Below are 15,039 nucleotides of genomic sequence, written 5' to 3' on the forward strand. Positions count from 1 at the left end.
GGTGGCGCGCGGCGGAATCGACGACGATCCACCGCGCGCCACCCCTTACTCACTCAGTGGGGCATGTACACGTCGTGCCCCTGGGGCTTCACGTCGTAGGGGCCGGGCTTCCAGGGCTTGCCAGGCTTCCAGGGCTTGCCCGGCTTGCCCGGCTTCCAGGGCTTGCCGTGGTGGTCCGGGTGGTCGCAGTCGTCGTGACCGCCCGTGTGACCGCCTGTGTGGTGACCACCCGTGTCGTGACCACCCGTGTGGTCACCGGTCGTGTGGCCACCAGTCGTGGTCCCGGTGGTCTCACCCGTCGTGGTGCCGGTGGTCTCACCAGTCGTCGTGCCGGTGGTCTCACCCGTCGTGGCACCGGTGGTCTCACCCGTGGTCGTCCCGGTCGTCTCACCAGTCGTCGTGCCGGTGGTCTCACCCGTGGTCGTCCCGGTCGTCTCACCAGTCGTGGTACCGGTGGTCTCACCCGTGGTCGTCCCGGTCGTCTCACCAGTCGTCGTGCCGGTGGTCTCACCCGTGGTCGTGCCGGTGGTCTCACCGGTCGTCGTGGTGGAGGTGGTGTCGTCCTCACACAGAGGTCGGGTGATCACGTTGGTGTCAAGCGTCACGGCGCCGTTACGGGCCAGCGCGCGGCCCTCGATGTCCGTTCCCGTGGTGACACTGATAGAGGTCAGGGCCATGATGGTGCCCACGAAAGTGGAGTTGGTTCCGAGGGTGGCCGAACTCCCGATCTGCCAGAACACATTGCACGGCGATGCGCCGTTGATGAGGGACACGTCGCTGCCGGCCGCCGTCGTCAGCGTCGAACCGATCTGGAACACCCAGACAGCGTCGGGGTCCCCCTCGGCGTTCAGGGTGAGCGTACCGGTGATGGCGGCACTGACAGGGGCGTTGTAGACGCCTGGAGTCAGCGTCCTGCCACCGAGCTCCACCGGAGGATCGTCGGGGAAAACTACGTCCGGTGCCTGGCCGGCCGCATCGTTGTACGCCGTCGTCAGGTCACTCTGGGCTTGAGCAGCCACAGCATCCGCGACGTGGACAGCCCCGTTCACGATTCCGGGAGGGAATCCGGTGACGGACGTCCCCGGACTCACTCCGAGGTCTCCGTTGATCACCGAGTCGCCGGTGTTGGTCACGGCGGAGCCGCCCAGCACCGCGAAGCTTTCCGCCGTTCCCAGCTCAACTTCCGTTGCGACGGCACTTGCCCGCGTAGGCGTCACTGCCACAAGGGCCAACGCGACCAGCAGGGTGAGCACCCCCGCGATCCAGGCCGTCATCATGCGCCGATGCGATGCACCGGCGATATTCAGTCTCATCGAGGAGTCAACTCCTGGGGATGGTGACGTCCGGCGTTCCTCGTCGAACGGAATCGCCTCTTTTTCGGCGGCATATTACGCAGGGGCCCAAACTCGGGCGGTGACTCAGCCGGTGGTGTTGCCCGAATCAATCAATATGCATCAACGATTGCATGTTCAAATGCTGGGCCGAGTGGCTGCCGTTGATCCGTGCGGCGAGCCACCGGGATTCACTGATACCTCGCGTCGTGCCGATCGATGGCGCCTACTCGCCACGGGAGGCAAGAAAGAGCCCGCGATTCATCCAGATCAGTAGTTTTTTATCGGCTGGAAAGGTGCTTGGCGTGACATGGAAACAGGCGTCAGTGGATGCCCCGGCCGAGGGCAGCGACATCTCCGCGAAAACGCCGGCCAAGCACCTGCCGTACAGGCAGGGCGCCGTGCGCACCACGCTCAACCGCATTCAACGCACCGGGCACCAGGGGAGGTCGGACATCTCCCAGGGACGCGGCTCATGGGCGCCCGCCGTCAGGCGCGGGATCACCGGACTTCCGCTCACATCGTGCGGAGGTACTCCGCCAGGCGGTCGTACTCCTCCTTCACCCCGTCCTCCATCCCCGTCGCCAGCGCCTGGTCCCGGACCTCAGAGGACGGCCAGATCGACTTGCTCGTCAGGGCCGTGCCCCCGTCCGGGGTCGCGTCGAAGGTGAGGGTCACATGGACCGGCGGGCCCGGCATCAGCTCGAAGGTCTCCGTGTAGACCAGCCGCTCGCCCGGGACGATCTCCTCATACGTTCCCGAGAACACGATCTCCCGGCCGTCCGGCGCCTTCTGTCCCCAGCGCCACGCGCCGCCCACGCGCAGGTCGATCTCGCAGACGACCGTGGGCAGGGCTGCCACGCCGTACCACTGCCGGACGTGCTCGGGCCGCGTCCACGCCTCCCAGACGCGGGCGGGCGGTGCCTCGAAGGTCCGGGTGATGACCAGCTCGCGGTCCGCCGGTGTCGTCAGCAGCGTGATCATGATCCGCTCTCCCGCCGTGGGGCTCCTCCCACCAGCATCCCCCTGAACGCCCGAGGGCGGCACCCCCAACAGGGGGTGCCGCCCTCGGTGAACAGCCGATCCGAAGGATCAGAAGTCCATGTCACCGCCCGGCATGCCGCCCGGAGCGGCCGCGGAGGCCTTCTCCGGCTTGTCGGCGATGACGGCCTCGGTGGTCAGGAACAGCGCGGCGATGGAGGCGGCGTTCTGCAGGGCGGAACGCGTCACCTTCGCCGGGTCGATGATGCCCTCGGCGATGAGGTCGACGTACTCGTTGGTCGCGGCGTTCAGGCCGTGGCCGACGGGCAGGTTGCGGACCTTCTCCGCCACGACGCCGCCCTCGAGGCCGGCGTTGACGGCGATCTGCTTCAGCGGGGCCTCAAGGGCCAGCTTCACGATCGCGGCACCGGTCGCCTCGTCACCGGAGAGCTCGAGCTCGAGCTTCTCGAAGACGTGCGAGGCCTGGATGAGCGCGACGCCACCACCGGCGACGATGCCCTCCTCGACGGCCGCCTTCGCGTTGCGAACGGCGTCCTCGATGCGGTGCTTGCGCTCCTTGAGCTCGACCTCGGTCGCGGCACCGGCCTTGATGACCGCAACACCGCCGGCGAGCTTCGCCAGGCGCTCCTGCAGCTTCTCGCGGTCGTAGTCGCTGTCCGAGTTCTCGATCTCGGCGCGGATCTGGTTGACGCGGCCGGCGACCTGGTCGCTCTCACCGGCACCGTCGACGATCGTGGTCTCGTCCTTGGTGATGACGACCTTGCGGGCGCGGCCCAGCAGGTCCAGGCCGGCGTTCTCGAGCTTGAGGCCGACCTCCTCGGAGATGACCGTGCCGCCCGTGAGGATGGCGATGTCGTTCAGCATGGCCTTGCGACGGTCGCCGAAGCCCGGGGCCTTGACCGCGACGGACTTGAAGGTGCCGCGGATCTTGTTGACGACCAGGGTCGACAGGGCCTCGCCCTCGACGTCCTCGGCGATGATCAGCAGCGGCTTGCCCGACTGCATGACCTTCTCCAGGAGCGGGAGCAGGTCCTTCACGGAAGAGATCTTGGAGTTGACGATCAGGATGTACGGGTCGTCCAGGGACGCCTCCATACGCTCCATGTCGGTGGCGAAGTACGCCGAGATGTAGCCCTTGTCGAAGCGCATACCCTCGGTGAGCTCCAGCTCCAGACCGAAGGTCTGGGACTCCTCGACGGTGATGACGCCTTCCTTGCCGACCTTGTCCATGGCCTCGGCGATGAGCTCGCCGATCTGGGTGTCGGCGGCGGAGATGGAGGCCGTGGAGGCGATCTGCTCCTTGGTCTCGACATCCTTCGCCTGCTCAAGGAGGGCGCCGGAGACGGCCTCGACGGCCTTCTCGATGCCGCGCTTGAGGGCCATCGGGTTGGCGCCGGCCGCCACGTTGCGCAGGCCCTCGCGGACGAGCGCCTGGGCGAGGACGGTCGCGGTGGTCGTACCGTCACCGGCGACGTCGTCCGTCTTCTTGGCGACTTCCTTGACCAGCTCGGCGCCGATCTTCTCGTACGGGTCCTCGAGCTCGATCTCCTTGGCGATGGAGACACCATCGTTGGTGATCGTGGGGGCACCCCACTTCTTCTCGAGGACGACGTTCCGGCCCTTGGGGCCAAGGGTGACCTTGACGGCGTCAGCGAGCTGGTTCATGCCGCGCTCGAGACCGCGCCGGGCCTCCTCGTCGAACGCGATGATCTTGGCCATGTGAAGTGGTCCTCCCGGACAGGGGGTGGATAACGCTCCAGGACCGCGCCGACGCCCGCGACGGACGGTCTGCGAGCCCGGCGGTTCCTTGCCCCACCTGGCCGCGGACCTCATCTGCTCGATCCTCGTAAGCACTCTCACCTTCAGAGTGCTAACGCAATGATTAGCACTCGACCCATGCGAGTGCAAGCGCCTCTCGACGATCGGGACCGGGTTCGTGGAGTCCGCGAGGGGGCGCCCGGGGACGCACGAGGGGTCCGCATCCTGGTCAGGATGCGGACCCCTCGGCGTGAGTGCGTACGTGGTGGCCGATCGCGCCGTACTCAGACGGCGAGCTTGACCATGTCCGCCTGCGGACCCTTCTGGCCCTGCGAGATCTCGAACTCGACTCGCTGACCCTCTTCAAGGGTGCGGTAACCGTCCATCTGGATCGCGCTGTAGTGGACGAAAACATCCGCACCACCGTCGACCGCGATGAAGCCGTACCCCTTCTCCGCGTTGAACCACTTGACGGTGCCCTGAGCCATGCCTAACTCCCCTATTACTGGCCCTTGCGCGGGACCGCACTTCGCGGACCCGGGTCAGACCCTGCGCCGGAACGCGTCGACCGCGGCTGAATGTATCTGCCCAACTGCCCTCTGCAACAGGTCAATCGGACGAGAATTCTGGGCACGCCAGAAAGGAGGAATGCGGAGGATTCCATGAGTTCCGGGGCAAGTCGGGCCCGTCAAAGTGCGCAGAAGGTACACAACACTCGAACACTTTGGCTGCATCTTGTCGCGCACGGACGCATTCTCATATGCGTCTGGCATGAGCAGCGGAGGGGGCTTCCCCAACTCTACCGCGCCCAACCATGCAGAATTGCCCCCTCCGCTTTTGAAGCGGAAGGGGCAATTCAGGGAAAGGCGAGGGGTCAGCAGGGGTCAGCAGCCGCCGGCGACGGCCGGGATGATCGAGACGCCCGAGCCCTCCGGGGTCGCCGTCTCCAGGCCCTGCTCGAAGCGCACGTCGTCGTCGTTGACGTACACGTTCACGAAGCGGCGCAGCTTGCCCTGGTCGTCCAGGACGCGGGCGGCGATGCCCGTGTGGTTCTTCTCCAGGTCGGCGATGACCTCGGCGAGGGTCGCACCCTCCGCCGCGACCTCGGCCTGGCCGCCGGTGTACGTACGCAGGATGGTGGGGATGCGGACCTTGACGCTCATGTCACTAACCTTTCAGAGGGCTCAGTTGGCCAGGGGGCTTCAGTTGGCCAGGCCGGCGTCGCGGAACGCGTCCAGGCTCGGGCGGATGGTGGCGGTGGCCTGCGAGGTCTCGGCCACCGCGTCCAGGGTCTTGAGACCGTCGCCCGTGTTGAGGACGACCGTGGTCAGGCTCGGGTCGATGAGGCCGGCCTCGATCAGCTTCTTCGTCACGCCGACCGTCACACCGCCCGCCGTCTCGGCGAAGATGCCCTCGGTACGGGCCAGGATCTTGATCGCCTCGACGACCTGCTCGTCGTTGACGTCCTCCACCGCGCCGCCCGTCCGGCGCGCGATGTCCAGGACGTACGGGCCGTCGGCCGGGTTGCCGATCGCCAGGGACTTGGCGATGGTGTTCGGCTTCTGGGGCCGTACGACGTCGTGGCCGGCCTTGAAGGCCGCCGACACCGGGGAGCAGCCCTCGGCCTGGGCGCCGAAGATCTTGTACGGCTTGTCCTCGACGAGGCCCAGCTTGATGAGCTCCTGCAGGCCCTTGTCGATCTTGGTGAGCTGCGAGCCGGAGGCGATCGGGATCACGAGCTGGTCGGGGATGACCCAGCCGAGCTGCTCGCAGATCTCGTACGCGAGCGTCTTGGAGCCCTCGCCGTAGTACGGGCGCAGGTTGACGTTGACGAAGCCCCAGCCCTCGCCGAGCGGGTCGCCGATGAGCTCCGAGCAGAAGCGGTTGACGTCGTCGTAGTTGCCCTCGATGCCGACGAGCTCGCCGCCGTAGACGGCGGCCATGACGACCTTGCCCTGTTCCAGGTCGTGCGGGATGAACACGCAGGAGCGGAAGCCGGCGCGGGCGGCGGCGGCGCCGACGGCGCCGGCCAGGTTGCCGGTGGAGGAGCAGGAGAGCGTGGTGAAGCCGAAGGCGCGGGCGGCTTCGAGGGCCTGGGCGACGACGCGGTCCTTGAAGGAGTGCGTCGGGTTGCCGGAGTCGTCCTTGACGAAGAGCTTGCCCGGCTCGACGCCCAGCTCGCGGCCGAGGTTGTCGGCCTGGACGAGCTTGGTCCAGCCCGGGTTCAGGTTCGGCTTCTCGGCGACGTCGGCGGGGACGGGCAGCAGCGGGGCGTAGCGCCAGATGTTGGCGGGGCCGGCCTCGATCTGCTTGCGCAGCGCCTCGGGGTCACCGGTGGGGAGGTCGTAGGCGACTTCGAGCGGCCCGAAACAGAGCTCGCAGGCGAAGATCGGACCAAGAGCGAAGACTTCACCGCATTCACGGCAGGAGAGCCCTGCGGCGGGACCGAGATCGACGGTCGAGGCGGTCGACGCGGTCGAGGCGGCGGAGGCAGTGGAAACAGTCTGTACAGCCATGGAGGCGAGGCCCTTTCTCCTCATCTTTCCCATGACGAATTTCGCCATGAGACGGATTTGGCACCTTCCCTAGCCGGGGACCTCGCTGGAGGACGAGTGACCGACTGGAGGGTTGCCGGGGCTTCAACGGGCCGTTTCCCTCTGCCCCTCTGGATGAGCGGTATTCGGTTGTAGGACGCGGGCGGCACCCCGACATGCATCGGGCATCCGCGTTGTTCAAGACTGTAACCGAAGGCACGGACGGTTGAGATGGTCGTCCGAACCGCGAGATGGAGATCACGTGCTGGATGAAGTGGAGCGCTGGCTCGAACGGCGGTCCTGGTCCGTGGCGGACCGTTCGCTCGACCGGATCCTGGCGGCGAAGCACGCCACCACGGTCAGCGTCGTGCTGCCCGCGCTCAACGAGGAGGCGACGGTCGGCGACATCGTCTCGGTGATCCGGCGCGAGCTGATGTCCGAGGCGGTGCCGCTCGTGGACGAGCTGGTGGTGATCGACTCCGGTTCGACCGACCGTACGGCCGAGGTGGCGGCGGCGGCCGGGGCCCGGGTCGTGGCGCGGGACGCGATACTCCCCCGGCTCCCGGCCGTGCCCGGCAAGGGCGAGGTCCTGTGGCGGTCGCTCTTCGTGACGCACGGGGACGTGGTCTGCTTCGTCGACGCGGACCTGAGGGACTTCTCGGCGGACTTCGTCTCCGGCATCGTGGGCCCGCTCCTCACCGACCCCGACGTCGACTTCGTCAAGGCGATGTACGACCGCCCGCTGGGTGACGCCCCGGGTCAGGGCGGCCGGGTGACCGAGCTGGTGGCGCGCCCGCTGCTCAATCTGCACTGGCCGCAGCTGGCCGGCTTCGTGCAGCCGCTGGGCGGCGAGTACGCGGCGCGGCGCTCGCTCCTCGAACGGCTGCCCTTCCCCGTCGGTTACGGGGTGGAGCTGGGCCTGCTCGTCGACGCGCTGCACACCGTGGGTCTCGACGCGCTCGCGCAGGTCGACGTCGGGGTCCGCAAACACCGTCACCAGGACGGACAGGCGCTGGGCCGGATGGCGGCGGCGATCTACCGGACGGCGCAGCTGCGGCTGTCCCGCGGCCATCTGGTGCGGCCCCGGCTGACGCAGTTCGAGCGGGACGAGACGGGCGACGGGAGGCGGTTCGCGCCCCGGACGTACGACGTGGACACGGAGGAGCGGCCGCCGATGGCGGATGTCGAGGAGTACGCGCACCGCCGCGTGGCGTAACTCCCCATGATGATGCGCTTTGCCTACATTTCCGTTTCATGCGGTTTGTGAAGCGAATGCACCGGTGGGGATCTCAGACGGCCGCCCTCGGGCTTGTCGGCCTCGTTGCCCTCCTCACCGCCGGCCTCGCCGCCGGAGCGGAGCCCGAGACGCCGGTCTCCCTCGGCGGCGTGGTCGCCTTCGACGTCCCCTCGCCCAAGCCCCCGCCCAAGCCCTCGGCCTTCCCGACATCGGTCCCGACATCGGTCCCGACGCCGGTCCCGGCGACGCACCGGCCGCGCCCCGTCCCGCACGGACCGGGCGGCTCGATGGCCGAGACCGGATCCCACACCGAGCGGCTGTGGCTGCTCGGCGGACTGGCACTCGCCCTGGCGGCGACGGGCGCGGTGGCGAAGGCGGCGATGCGCGGCCGGCCCGAGAACTGAGGCGGGAAGTCGCCACACTCGTACCCCACTCGTATACGTACGTTTGAGCGTTTACGGGACGGGCTAGGTTCGCCACATGGCTTCTGTGCTCGTTGCCTCCAATCGGGGCCCCCTTTCGTACGCCCTCGCCGACGACGGCACGCTCAGCGCCCGGCGCGGCGGGGGCGGTCTCGTCTCCGGCCTGTCCGCCGCCCTCGCCGAGCAGCCCGAGGCGCTGTGGGTCTGCGCCGCGCTGTCGGAGGGCGACCGGGAGGCCGTGCGCCGGGGTGTCTCCGAGCCCGGTGTCCGGATGCTCGCCCTCGACCCGGGGGTCTACGACGACGCGTACAACGGCATCGCGAACTCGGTGCTGTGGTTCCTCCACCACCACCTGTGGGACGTGCCGCGCGAGCCGGTCTTCGACGCGGAGTTCCGGCGCCGCTGGGAGTCGTACCGCGCCTACAACCGCTCCTTCGCGGAGGCGCTGGCGGAGCAGGCGGCCGACGGCGCGGAGGTCCTGGTGCAGGACTACCACCTGGCGCTGGTGCCGGGGCAGTTGCGGGAGCTCCGGCCCGATCTGCGGATCGCCCACTTCACGCACACGCCGTGGGCGTCGTCCGAGTACCTGCGGATGCTCCCGGACGACATCCGCGAGGAGCTGCTGTGGGGAATGCTGGGCGCGGACGAGCTCGGCTTCCACACCTGGGACTGGGCGTCGACGTTCATCGGCGGCGCGGACATCGACAGCGCCGAGGGGATCGCGCAGGGCTTCTCGCCGAGCGGCGACCCCTGGCGCGGGGTGCACCACCGCCGGGAGGGCGGGCGCGGGCCCAAGCGCTCCACGCGGGTGCGGGCGTACCCCTTGGGCGTGGACGCCGACGAACTGCGGACGTTGGCGCACCGGCCCGAGGTGGACGAGCGGCTCGCGCAGCTGCGGGCCGAGGTCGGCGACCGTAAGACGATCGTGCGGGTGGACCGCACCGAGCTGTCGAAGAACGTGCTGCGCGGCCTGCTGGCCTACCGCGAGCTGCTGCGCGAGCGGCCCGAGTGGCACGACCGGGTCGTCCACCTGGCCTCCGCGTATCCGTCCCGTCAGGACCTGGCGGTGTACCGCGCGTACACGGCGTCGGTGGCGGAGCTCGCGGAGGAGATCAACGCCGAGTTCGGTACGGAGGGCTGGCAGCCGGTCCTGCTCTCGGTGAAGGACGACTTCACGCGCTCCCTCGCGGCCTACCGGATGGCGGACGTGGCCCTGATCAACCCCGTGCGGGACGGCATGAACCTGGTGGCCAAGGAGATCCCGGTGGTCTCGGAGGCGGGGTGCGTGCTGGTCCTCTCGACGGGGGCGGGGGCGTACCGCGAGCTGCGCGAGGACGCCCTGACGGTCAGCCCGTACGACGTGTCCGAGACGGCACGGGCCCTGCACGAGGCTCTGACGATGCCACCGGGCGAACGCGCCGAGCGCACGAAGCGCCTGGCGGCGACGGCGACCGCACTCCCGCCGCAGCGCTGGTTCCTGGACCAGCTGGAAGCCCTGCGCGGCTGACACCCGCCCCGGCGACACGGGACCCCAGGCCGCGCCAGGCCCGAGGTGCGCCAGGCCGCCCGGGCGCACCGGCGCCCCATCCCGGGCCTGTCAGGCCGCCCCGGCGCACCGGCGACACACCCCAGGTCCGCCAGACCGTCCCGGCGGCACCCCCCAAGCCGCCCGGGCGCATCGCCCACGCCGGCCACGGCGAGCCCTACGGACAGGGGGGGGGGCCCCCGCGCGCCCCCGGGGGGCCCCCCCCCCCGCCGCCCCCCCCCCCCCCCCCGCCCACCCCGGACGGGCAGGCCCCGGCCGCCCGGGGCCCCCCCCCCCCCCCCCGGGGCCCCCCCCCCCCCCCGGCCCCCGGCGCCCCCCCGGCCGGGGGGGGCCCCCCGGGAACCCCCGGGGGCCGCCCCCCTGTCCGTACTCCCCCGCCCGGCGCTCAGCCCTCCCGTACCGCCTTCGCCAGGCCCGCGAGGAACTCCACCACCGCCCGCGGGCCCGGGACCGACAGGTCGGCCCGTTCCGACAGCTCCGGGACTTCGGCCGAGCCGCTGCACACCAGCAGGCCCGGGGTTCCGTTCGAGCGCAGTTTCTCCACGGCCGCGAAGGCCGGCAGGTCGCCCAGGTCGTCGCCCGCGTACAGCACGGACCCGGCGCCCACCTCCCGTACGTACTCGGCGAGGGCCACGCCCTTGTCCATGCCCGGCGGGCGCAGCTCCAGGACCATGCGGCCGGGTTCGAGGACCAGACCGTGCCGGGTGGCGAGGTCGGCGAGCGGTTCCTTGAGGGCCTCGAAGGCCGCCTGCGGGTCGGTGGAGCGACGGGTGTGGACCGCGACCGCGCGGCCCTTCTCCTCGATCCAGGTGCCCGGCCAGGCGCCGATGCGGTCGAGGTAGCCGGGAAGCTCGGCGCGGACGGCCGCCACGCCCGGGTGCGGGGCCGCGGCCTGGACGGTGCCGGTGACCGCGTCCCAGCGCTCGGCGCCGTAGTGGCCGAGGACGACGAGGTGTTCCAGGCCCGGGACCCCGGCGAAGCCGCCGTACCGCACCGCCACGCCCGCCGGGCGTCCGGTCACCACCGCGACCGAGGCGATCCTGGGCGCGAGGGCGGCGAGGGCGGGGACGGCGCCGGGGTGGGCGCGGGCCTGTTCGGGGTCGGGGACGATCTCGGCGAGCGTCCCGTCGAAGTCGAGGGCGACGACGGCCTTGTCGGGCCGCGCGAGCAGCGCGGCAAGGCCGTCTCGGCCGGCGGACGTGGTCGGGTGCGGAAGGCTGCTGACCATGCCACGACCCTACCGAGGTGGGCTCAGCGGCGCTGCTCCTTCTCCGCACGGACCCGTCGCAGCCGGTTGACGGTCACCGGGTCGTGGGCGAGGGCCCGGGGGTCGTCGAGGAGGGCGTTGAGGAGCTGGTAGTAGCGGGTGGGCGAGAGGCCGAGCCGCTCGCGGACGGCCCGCTCCTTGGCGCCGGGTCCCGGCCAGGAGCGGCGTTCGAGGGCGAGGACGGCCCGCTCCCGTTCGCCGAGGCCGTCCTCCCCGGGTCGGGGGTCGCTCGCGTCGGTCATACGAACAACCTATTACTCCGCACTGTCGTCACTCCGCACTGTCGCGGGTGCTGCTCCTACTCCGCGCTCTCCGCCGCCGTCGCCTCGCGCCCGATCTTGCCGAGGACGTCCACGGGCCGGTTGCCCGGTGCGACGGCCTTGCCGATGTTCTGCTTGATGTTCTCGCTGACCTGGGCCCAGGACGTCTTGCCGACCGGCGGCAGCTGCGAGCCGGGCAGCTCCTTCAGGAACGCGCGGAGGTTCTTGTGCTCCTCCTCGCTCTCCATGCGGGAGTAGGCGCTGACGGTGACCGGCAGCAGGTCGTTGCCGCCCGCGAACGCCAGCACGTTCTTGTCGCTGAAGACGAAGTCGAGGAAGTCGCCGATCTCCTGGCGGTGCCCGTTCTGCTTGAAGCCCATGATCCAGTCGGCGACGCCCATGGCGGCCTTGGCCTTGCCGTCGGGGCCCGGCAGCGCGACCTTGCCGACGGTGATGCCCTTCTTCTCGGCCTCCTGCATGAGGGACGGGTGGCCGTTGAGCATGCCGACCTCGCCGCGTGTGAAGGCGGCGAAGGCGTCCTTGCGGTTGAGCTTGCCGGGGGCGACGGGTCCGGTGAGCTCCTTCTCGACCAGGTTCTTCTTCAGCCAGTCGAAGGTGGCCACGTTCTGGTCGGAGTCGATGCGGTAGCGGTCGGTGGCGTCGGTGTAGCCGTCACCGCCGCTGAGCAGCCACATCATCGTCTCGGCCTGTGCCTCCTCCGGGCCGAGCGGCAGCGCGAAGGGGTACGGGACGTCGTCGTCCTTCAGCTTCTCCGCGGCGGCGGTCAGCTCGGCCCAGGTCGTCGGGGCCTTGGTGATGCCGGCCCGGTCGAAGAGCTTCTGGTTGAAGAAGAGCAGCCGGGTGGAGGCGGCGAAGGGCAGGCCGTACTGGGTGCGCTTCATCTCGCCGGCGGAGGCGAGCGGCGTGAGGAAGTTGGCCTGGACGGGTATGGAGAGCAGTTCGTCGGCGGAGTAGAGCTGGCCGGCGGCCGCGTAGTCGGCGTAGGCGCCGATCTGGGCGATGTCGGGGGCCTGGCCGGCCTTGACCATCTCGGCGACCTTGCGGTCGACGTCGTTCCAGGACTCGATCTGGACCTGGACGTCGACGCCGGGGTGCTCGGCCTCGTAGGCGGCGGTGAGATCGTCCCAGTACTTCTGCGTGGTGTCGCCACCGGTGAGGTCGTAGTCGGCGGCGACCAGCTTGAGGGTCACGTCGCCGGAGTCGGCGCCGGTGAGGCCGCAGCCGGAGATCACTCCGGTCAGGCCGAGCGCGGCGATGGTCGCGGTCAGTCCAAGAATTCGCCGCTGCACAGCGTCGCCCCACCCTCTTGCTCGTCGTCCTGCTCGTCGTCGAGCTGCGATTTTCACTCGGGAGGAAGCATAAGGTCTACACCACTTGGGTATCACTTCGGCCTCTTCGGGGCGGGCGCTGGGCGGGGCGCCCCGCCACCGTGCGCGACCTCCCCGCGCGCCGAAGGGGCCATTTGTATGACCGCGCAACAATATCGCCCAGTGGACTAGACCTTTCGGCCGTTCTCACGGGACACTGTCCCCCGTGAAACACGTCATCGCCCTCGATGTGGGCGGCACCGGTATGAAGGCCGCCCTGGTCGGGGCGGACGGCACCCTGCTCCACGAGGCACGCCGCGCCACCGCGCGCGAGCGCGGCCCCGAGGCCGTCGTCGAGACGATCCTCGACTTCGCCGCCGAGCTGCGCGCCTACGGCCTGGAGCGGTACGGAAAGCCCGCCGCGGCCGCGGGAGTCGCCGTCCCCGGCATCGTCGACGCGGAGAACGGCATCGCCGTCTACGCCGCCAACCTCGGCTGGCGCGACGTGCCGATGCGGGCCCTGCTCAGCGAACGCCTCGCCGGCGCACCCGTCGCCCTCGGCCACGACGTCCGCACCGGCGGCCTCGCCGAAGGCCGGATCGGCGCCGGCAACGGCGCCGACCGCTTCCTCTTCGTGCCCCTCGGCACCGGCATCGCCGGCGCCATCGGCATCGGCGGAGCCATCGAGGCCGGCGCCCACGGCTACGCGGGCGAGATCGGCCACATCGTCGTCCGCCCCGGCGGCACGGAGTGCGGCTGCGGCCAGCGCGGCTGCCTGGAGCGGTACGCCTCCGCCTCCGCCGTCTCCCTCGCCTGGGCCGCGGCCTCCGGCGACCCGGACGCGGACGCCGCCGACTGCGCCAAGGCCGTCGAGTCCGGCGACACCAGGGCCGTACAGGTCTGGCAGCACGCCGTCGACGCCCTCGCCGACGGCCTCGTCACCGCGCTCACCCTGCTGGACCCGCGCACGCTCATCATCGGTGGCGGTCTCGCCGAGGCCGGGGAAACCTTGTTCACACCCCTGAGGGCCGCGGTCGAGGAACGCGTGACGTTCCAGAAGCTGCCCACCATCGTCCCGGCGGCCCTCGGGGACACCGCCGGATGTCTGGGCGCGGGCCTCCTCGCCTGGGACCTGCTCGCCGACCAGCGCCCCGCCGATTCGGAGGTATCCGCCTGATGGCCGTTTCCACAGTTCTCGCCGGCGCCCGTGTGGTGATGCCGAGCGGGACCGTCGAGAACGGACGCGTGATCGTCGAAGGCGGCCGCATCTCCGGCAGCGCCGGCGCCGATGCCCCCGACGCCCCCCATGCGCCCTCCCTCGACCTGTCGGGCCACTGGGTCGTCCCTGGCTTCGTCGACATGCACAACCACGGCGGCGGCGGGGCCTCCTTCACCTCCGGGACCGTCGACGAGGTCCTCCACGGCGTCCACACCCACCGTCTGCACGGCACCACCACCGCCGTAGCCTCCTTCGTCACCGGCGACATGGACTTCCTCGGCCGCCGCGCGGGCCTCCTCTCCGAGCTGGCCGAACAGGGCGAGATCGCCGGCATCCACTTCGAGGGCCCGTTCATCTCCCCCTGCCGCAAGGGCGCTCACGACGAGACGCTGCTGCGCGACCCCGACCCGGCCGAGGTCCGCAAGCTGATCGACGCCGCCCGCGGCCAGGCCAAGATGGTGACCCTCGCGACCGAGCTGCCCGGCGGCATCGACTCCGTACGGCTGCTCGCCGAGCACGGCGTGATCGCCGCCATCGGCCACACCGACGCCAGCTACGAGCAGACCGTCGAGGCGATCGACGCGGGCGCCACCGTCGCCACCCACCTCTACAACGCGATGCCCGGCCTCGGCCACCGCGCCCCCGGCCCGATCGCCGCCCTCCTGGAGGACGAGCGGATCACCGTCGAGCTGATCAACGACGGAACGCATCTGCACCCCGCCGCCCTCGAACTCGCCTTCCACCACAAGGGCGCCGACCGGGTCGCCTTCATCACCGACGCCATGGACGCGGCCGGCTTCGGCGACGGCATGTACGACCTCGGCACGCTCGCCGTCGAGGTCAAGGACGGCGTGGCCCGGCTGGTCGAGGGCGGCTCCATCGCGGGCTCCACCCTCACCCTGGACCGCGCCTTCAAGCGCGCCGTGACCATCGACCGGCTGCCGGTCGAGTCCGTCGTCCGCGCCATCTCCGCCAACCCCGCCCGGCTCCTCGGCATCGACGACCGGGTCGGCTCGCTGGAGCCGGGCAAGGACGCCGACCTCGTCGTCCTCGACGAGAACTTCGACCTCAAGGGCGTCATGCGCAAGGGCACCTGGGTGGTTGCCCCCCAAGTGGCCTGATTTCGGCAGGACGT

Annotated in this window: 14 protein-coding genes and 1 riboswitch; of the genes, 5 read left to right on the forward strand and 9 right to left on the reverse strand. The window is 70.4% G+C overall.

Going from position 1 to position 15,039, the window contains the following annotated elements; translation table 11 throughout:
- Positions 1-53 precede the first annotated feature (53 nt).
- From ACF06X_RS18320 to thrC, 6 genes are all read right to left on the reverse strand, one after another.
- Positions 54-1,313: an ice-binding family protein gene (locus ACF06X_RS18320; RefSeq protein WP_392288280.1), complete on the reverse strand. Its 1,260-nt coding sequence runs from the start codon at positions 1,311-1,313 to the stop codon at positions 54-56.
- A gap of 534 nt (positions 1,314-1,847) precedes the next feature.
- Positions 1,848-2,315 carry an SRPBCC family protein gene (locus tag ACF06X_RS18325; RefSeq protein ID WP_392288281.1) on the reverse strand — a complete coding sequence of 156 codons (468 nt, stop codon included), beginning with the start codon at positions 2,313-2,315 and terminating at the stop codon, positions 1,848-1,850.
- Between the two features lie 108 nt (positions 2,316-2,423).
- A complete protein-coding gene (gene groL / locus ACF06X_RS18330) occupies positions 2,424-4,052 on the reverse strand; it encodes a chaperonin GroEL (RefSeq protein WP_392288282.1) in 1,629 nt (542 codons plus the stop codon).
- A gap of 323 nt (positions 4,053-4,375) precedes the next feature.
- Positions 4,376-4,579: a cold-shock protein gene (locus tag ACF06X_RS18335; protein WP_005315736.1), complete on the reverse strand. Its 204-nt coding sequence runs from the start codon at positions 4,577-4,579 to the stop codon at positions 4,376-4,378.
- A gap of 396 nt (positions 4,580-4,975) precedes the next feature.
- A complete protein-coding gene (locus tag ACF06X_RS18340) occupies positions 4,976-5,254 on the reverse strand; it encodes a MoaD/ThiS family protein (protein WP_392288283.1) in 279 nt (92 codons plus the stop codon).
- 39 nt (positions 5,255-5,293) lie between these two features.
- A complete protein-coding gene (gene thrC / locus ACF06X_RS18345) occupies positions 5,294-6,631 on the reverse strand; it encodes a threonine synthase (RefSeq protein WP_392288442.1) in 1,338 nt (445 codons plus the stop codon).
- Positions 6,625-6,767: riboswitch (SAM riboswitch) on the reverse strand. It overlaps the preceding gene by 7 nt.
- A 120-nt stretch (positions 6,768-6,887) precedes the next feature.
- On the opposite strand from thrC, the gene ACF06X_RS18350 reads away from it, so the two are divergent.
- From ACF06X_RS18350 to ACF06X_RS18360, 3 genes are all read left to right on the forward strand, one after another.
- On the forward strand, positions 6,888-7,841 hold the full coding sequence (locus tag ACF06X_RS18350; protein ID WP_392288284.1) for a glucosyl-3-phosphoglycerate synthase: 954 nt from the start codon (positions 6,888-6,890) through the stop codon (positions 7,839-7,841).
- Between the two features lie 47 nt (positions 7,842-7,888).
- A complete protein-coding gene (locus tag ACF06X_RS18355; protein WP_392288285.1) occupies positions 7,889-8,266 on the forward strand; it encodes a hypothetical protein in 378 nt (125 codons plus the stop codon).
- Positions 8,267-8,342: 76 nt separating this feature from the next.
- Complete coding sequence (locus ACF06X_RS18360) at positions 8,343-9,791, forward strand: trehalose-6-phosphate synthase (protein WP_392288286.1); 1,449 nt, start codon at positions 8,343-8,345, stop codon at positions 9,789-9,791.
- Between the two features lie 424 nt (positions 9,792-10,215).
- Here the strand turns inward: ACF06X_RS18360 and otsB are convergent, their stop codons facing one another.
- From otsB to ACF06X_RS18375, 3 genes are read right to left on the reverse strand one after another with little or no spacing between them, the layout of a single operon-like run.
- A complete protein-coding gene (otsB, locus tag ACF06X_RS18365; protein WP_392288287.1) occupies positions 10,216-11,058 on the reverse strand; it encodes a trehalose-phosphatase in 843 nt (280 codons plus the stop codon).
- Positions 11,059-11,081: 23 nt separating this feature from the next.
- The gene (locus tag ACF06X_RS18370) at positions 11,082-11,339 is read right to left on the reverse strand and encodes a DUF3263 domain-containing protein (RefSeq protein WP_189601694.1); all 258 of its coding nucleotides are present in this window, start codon (positions 11,337-11,339) and stop codon (positions 11,082-11,084) included.
- Positions 11,340-11,395: 56 nt separating this feature from the next.
- Complete coding sequence (locus ACF06X_RS18375; protein WP_392288288.1) at positions 11,396-12,667, reverse strand: ABC transporter substrate-binding protein; 1,272 nt, start codon at positions 12,665-12,667, stop codon at positions 11,396-11,398.
- A gap of 244 nt (positions 12,668-12,911) precedes the next feature.
- Between ACF06X_RS18375 and ACF06X_RS18380 the strand changes: the two genes are divergently transcribed.
- Both ACF06X_RS18380 and nagA read left to right on the forward strand, forming a co-directional pair.
- Complete coding sequence (locus ACF06X_RS18380; protein WP_392288289.1) at positions 12,912-13,862, forward strand: ROK family protein; 951 nt, start codon at positions 12,912-12,914, stop codon at positions 13,860-13,862.
- Positions 13,862-15,025, forward strand: coding sequence for an N-acetylglucosamine-6-phosphate deacetylase (nagA, locus tag ACF06X_RS18385; protein ID WP_392288290.1), 1,164 nt, complete (start codon positions 13,862-13,864; stop codon positions 15,023-15,025). The genes ACF06X_RS18380 and nagA overlap by 1 nt, the downstream gene beginning before the upstream one ends.
- Positions 15,026-15,039 lie beyond the last annotated feature (14 nt).

This window comes from Streptomyces sp. NPDC015346, assembly GCF_043078785.1.
Lineage (GTDB): Bacteria > Actinomycetota > Actinomycetes > Streptomycetales > Streptomycetaceae > Streptomyces.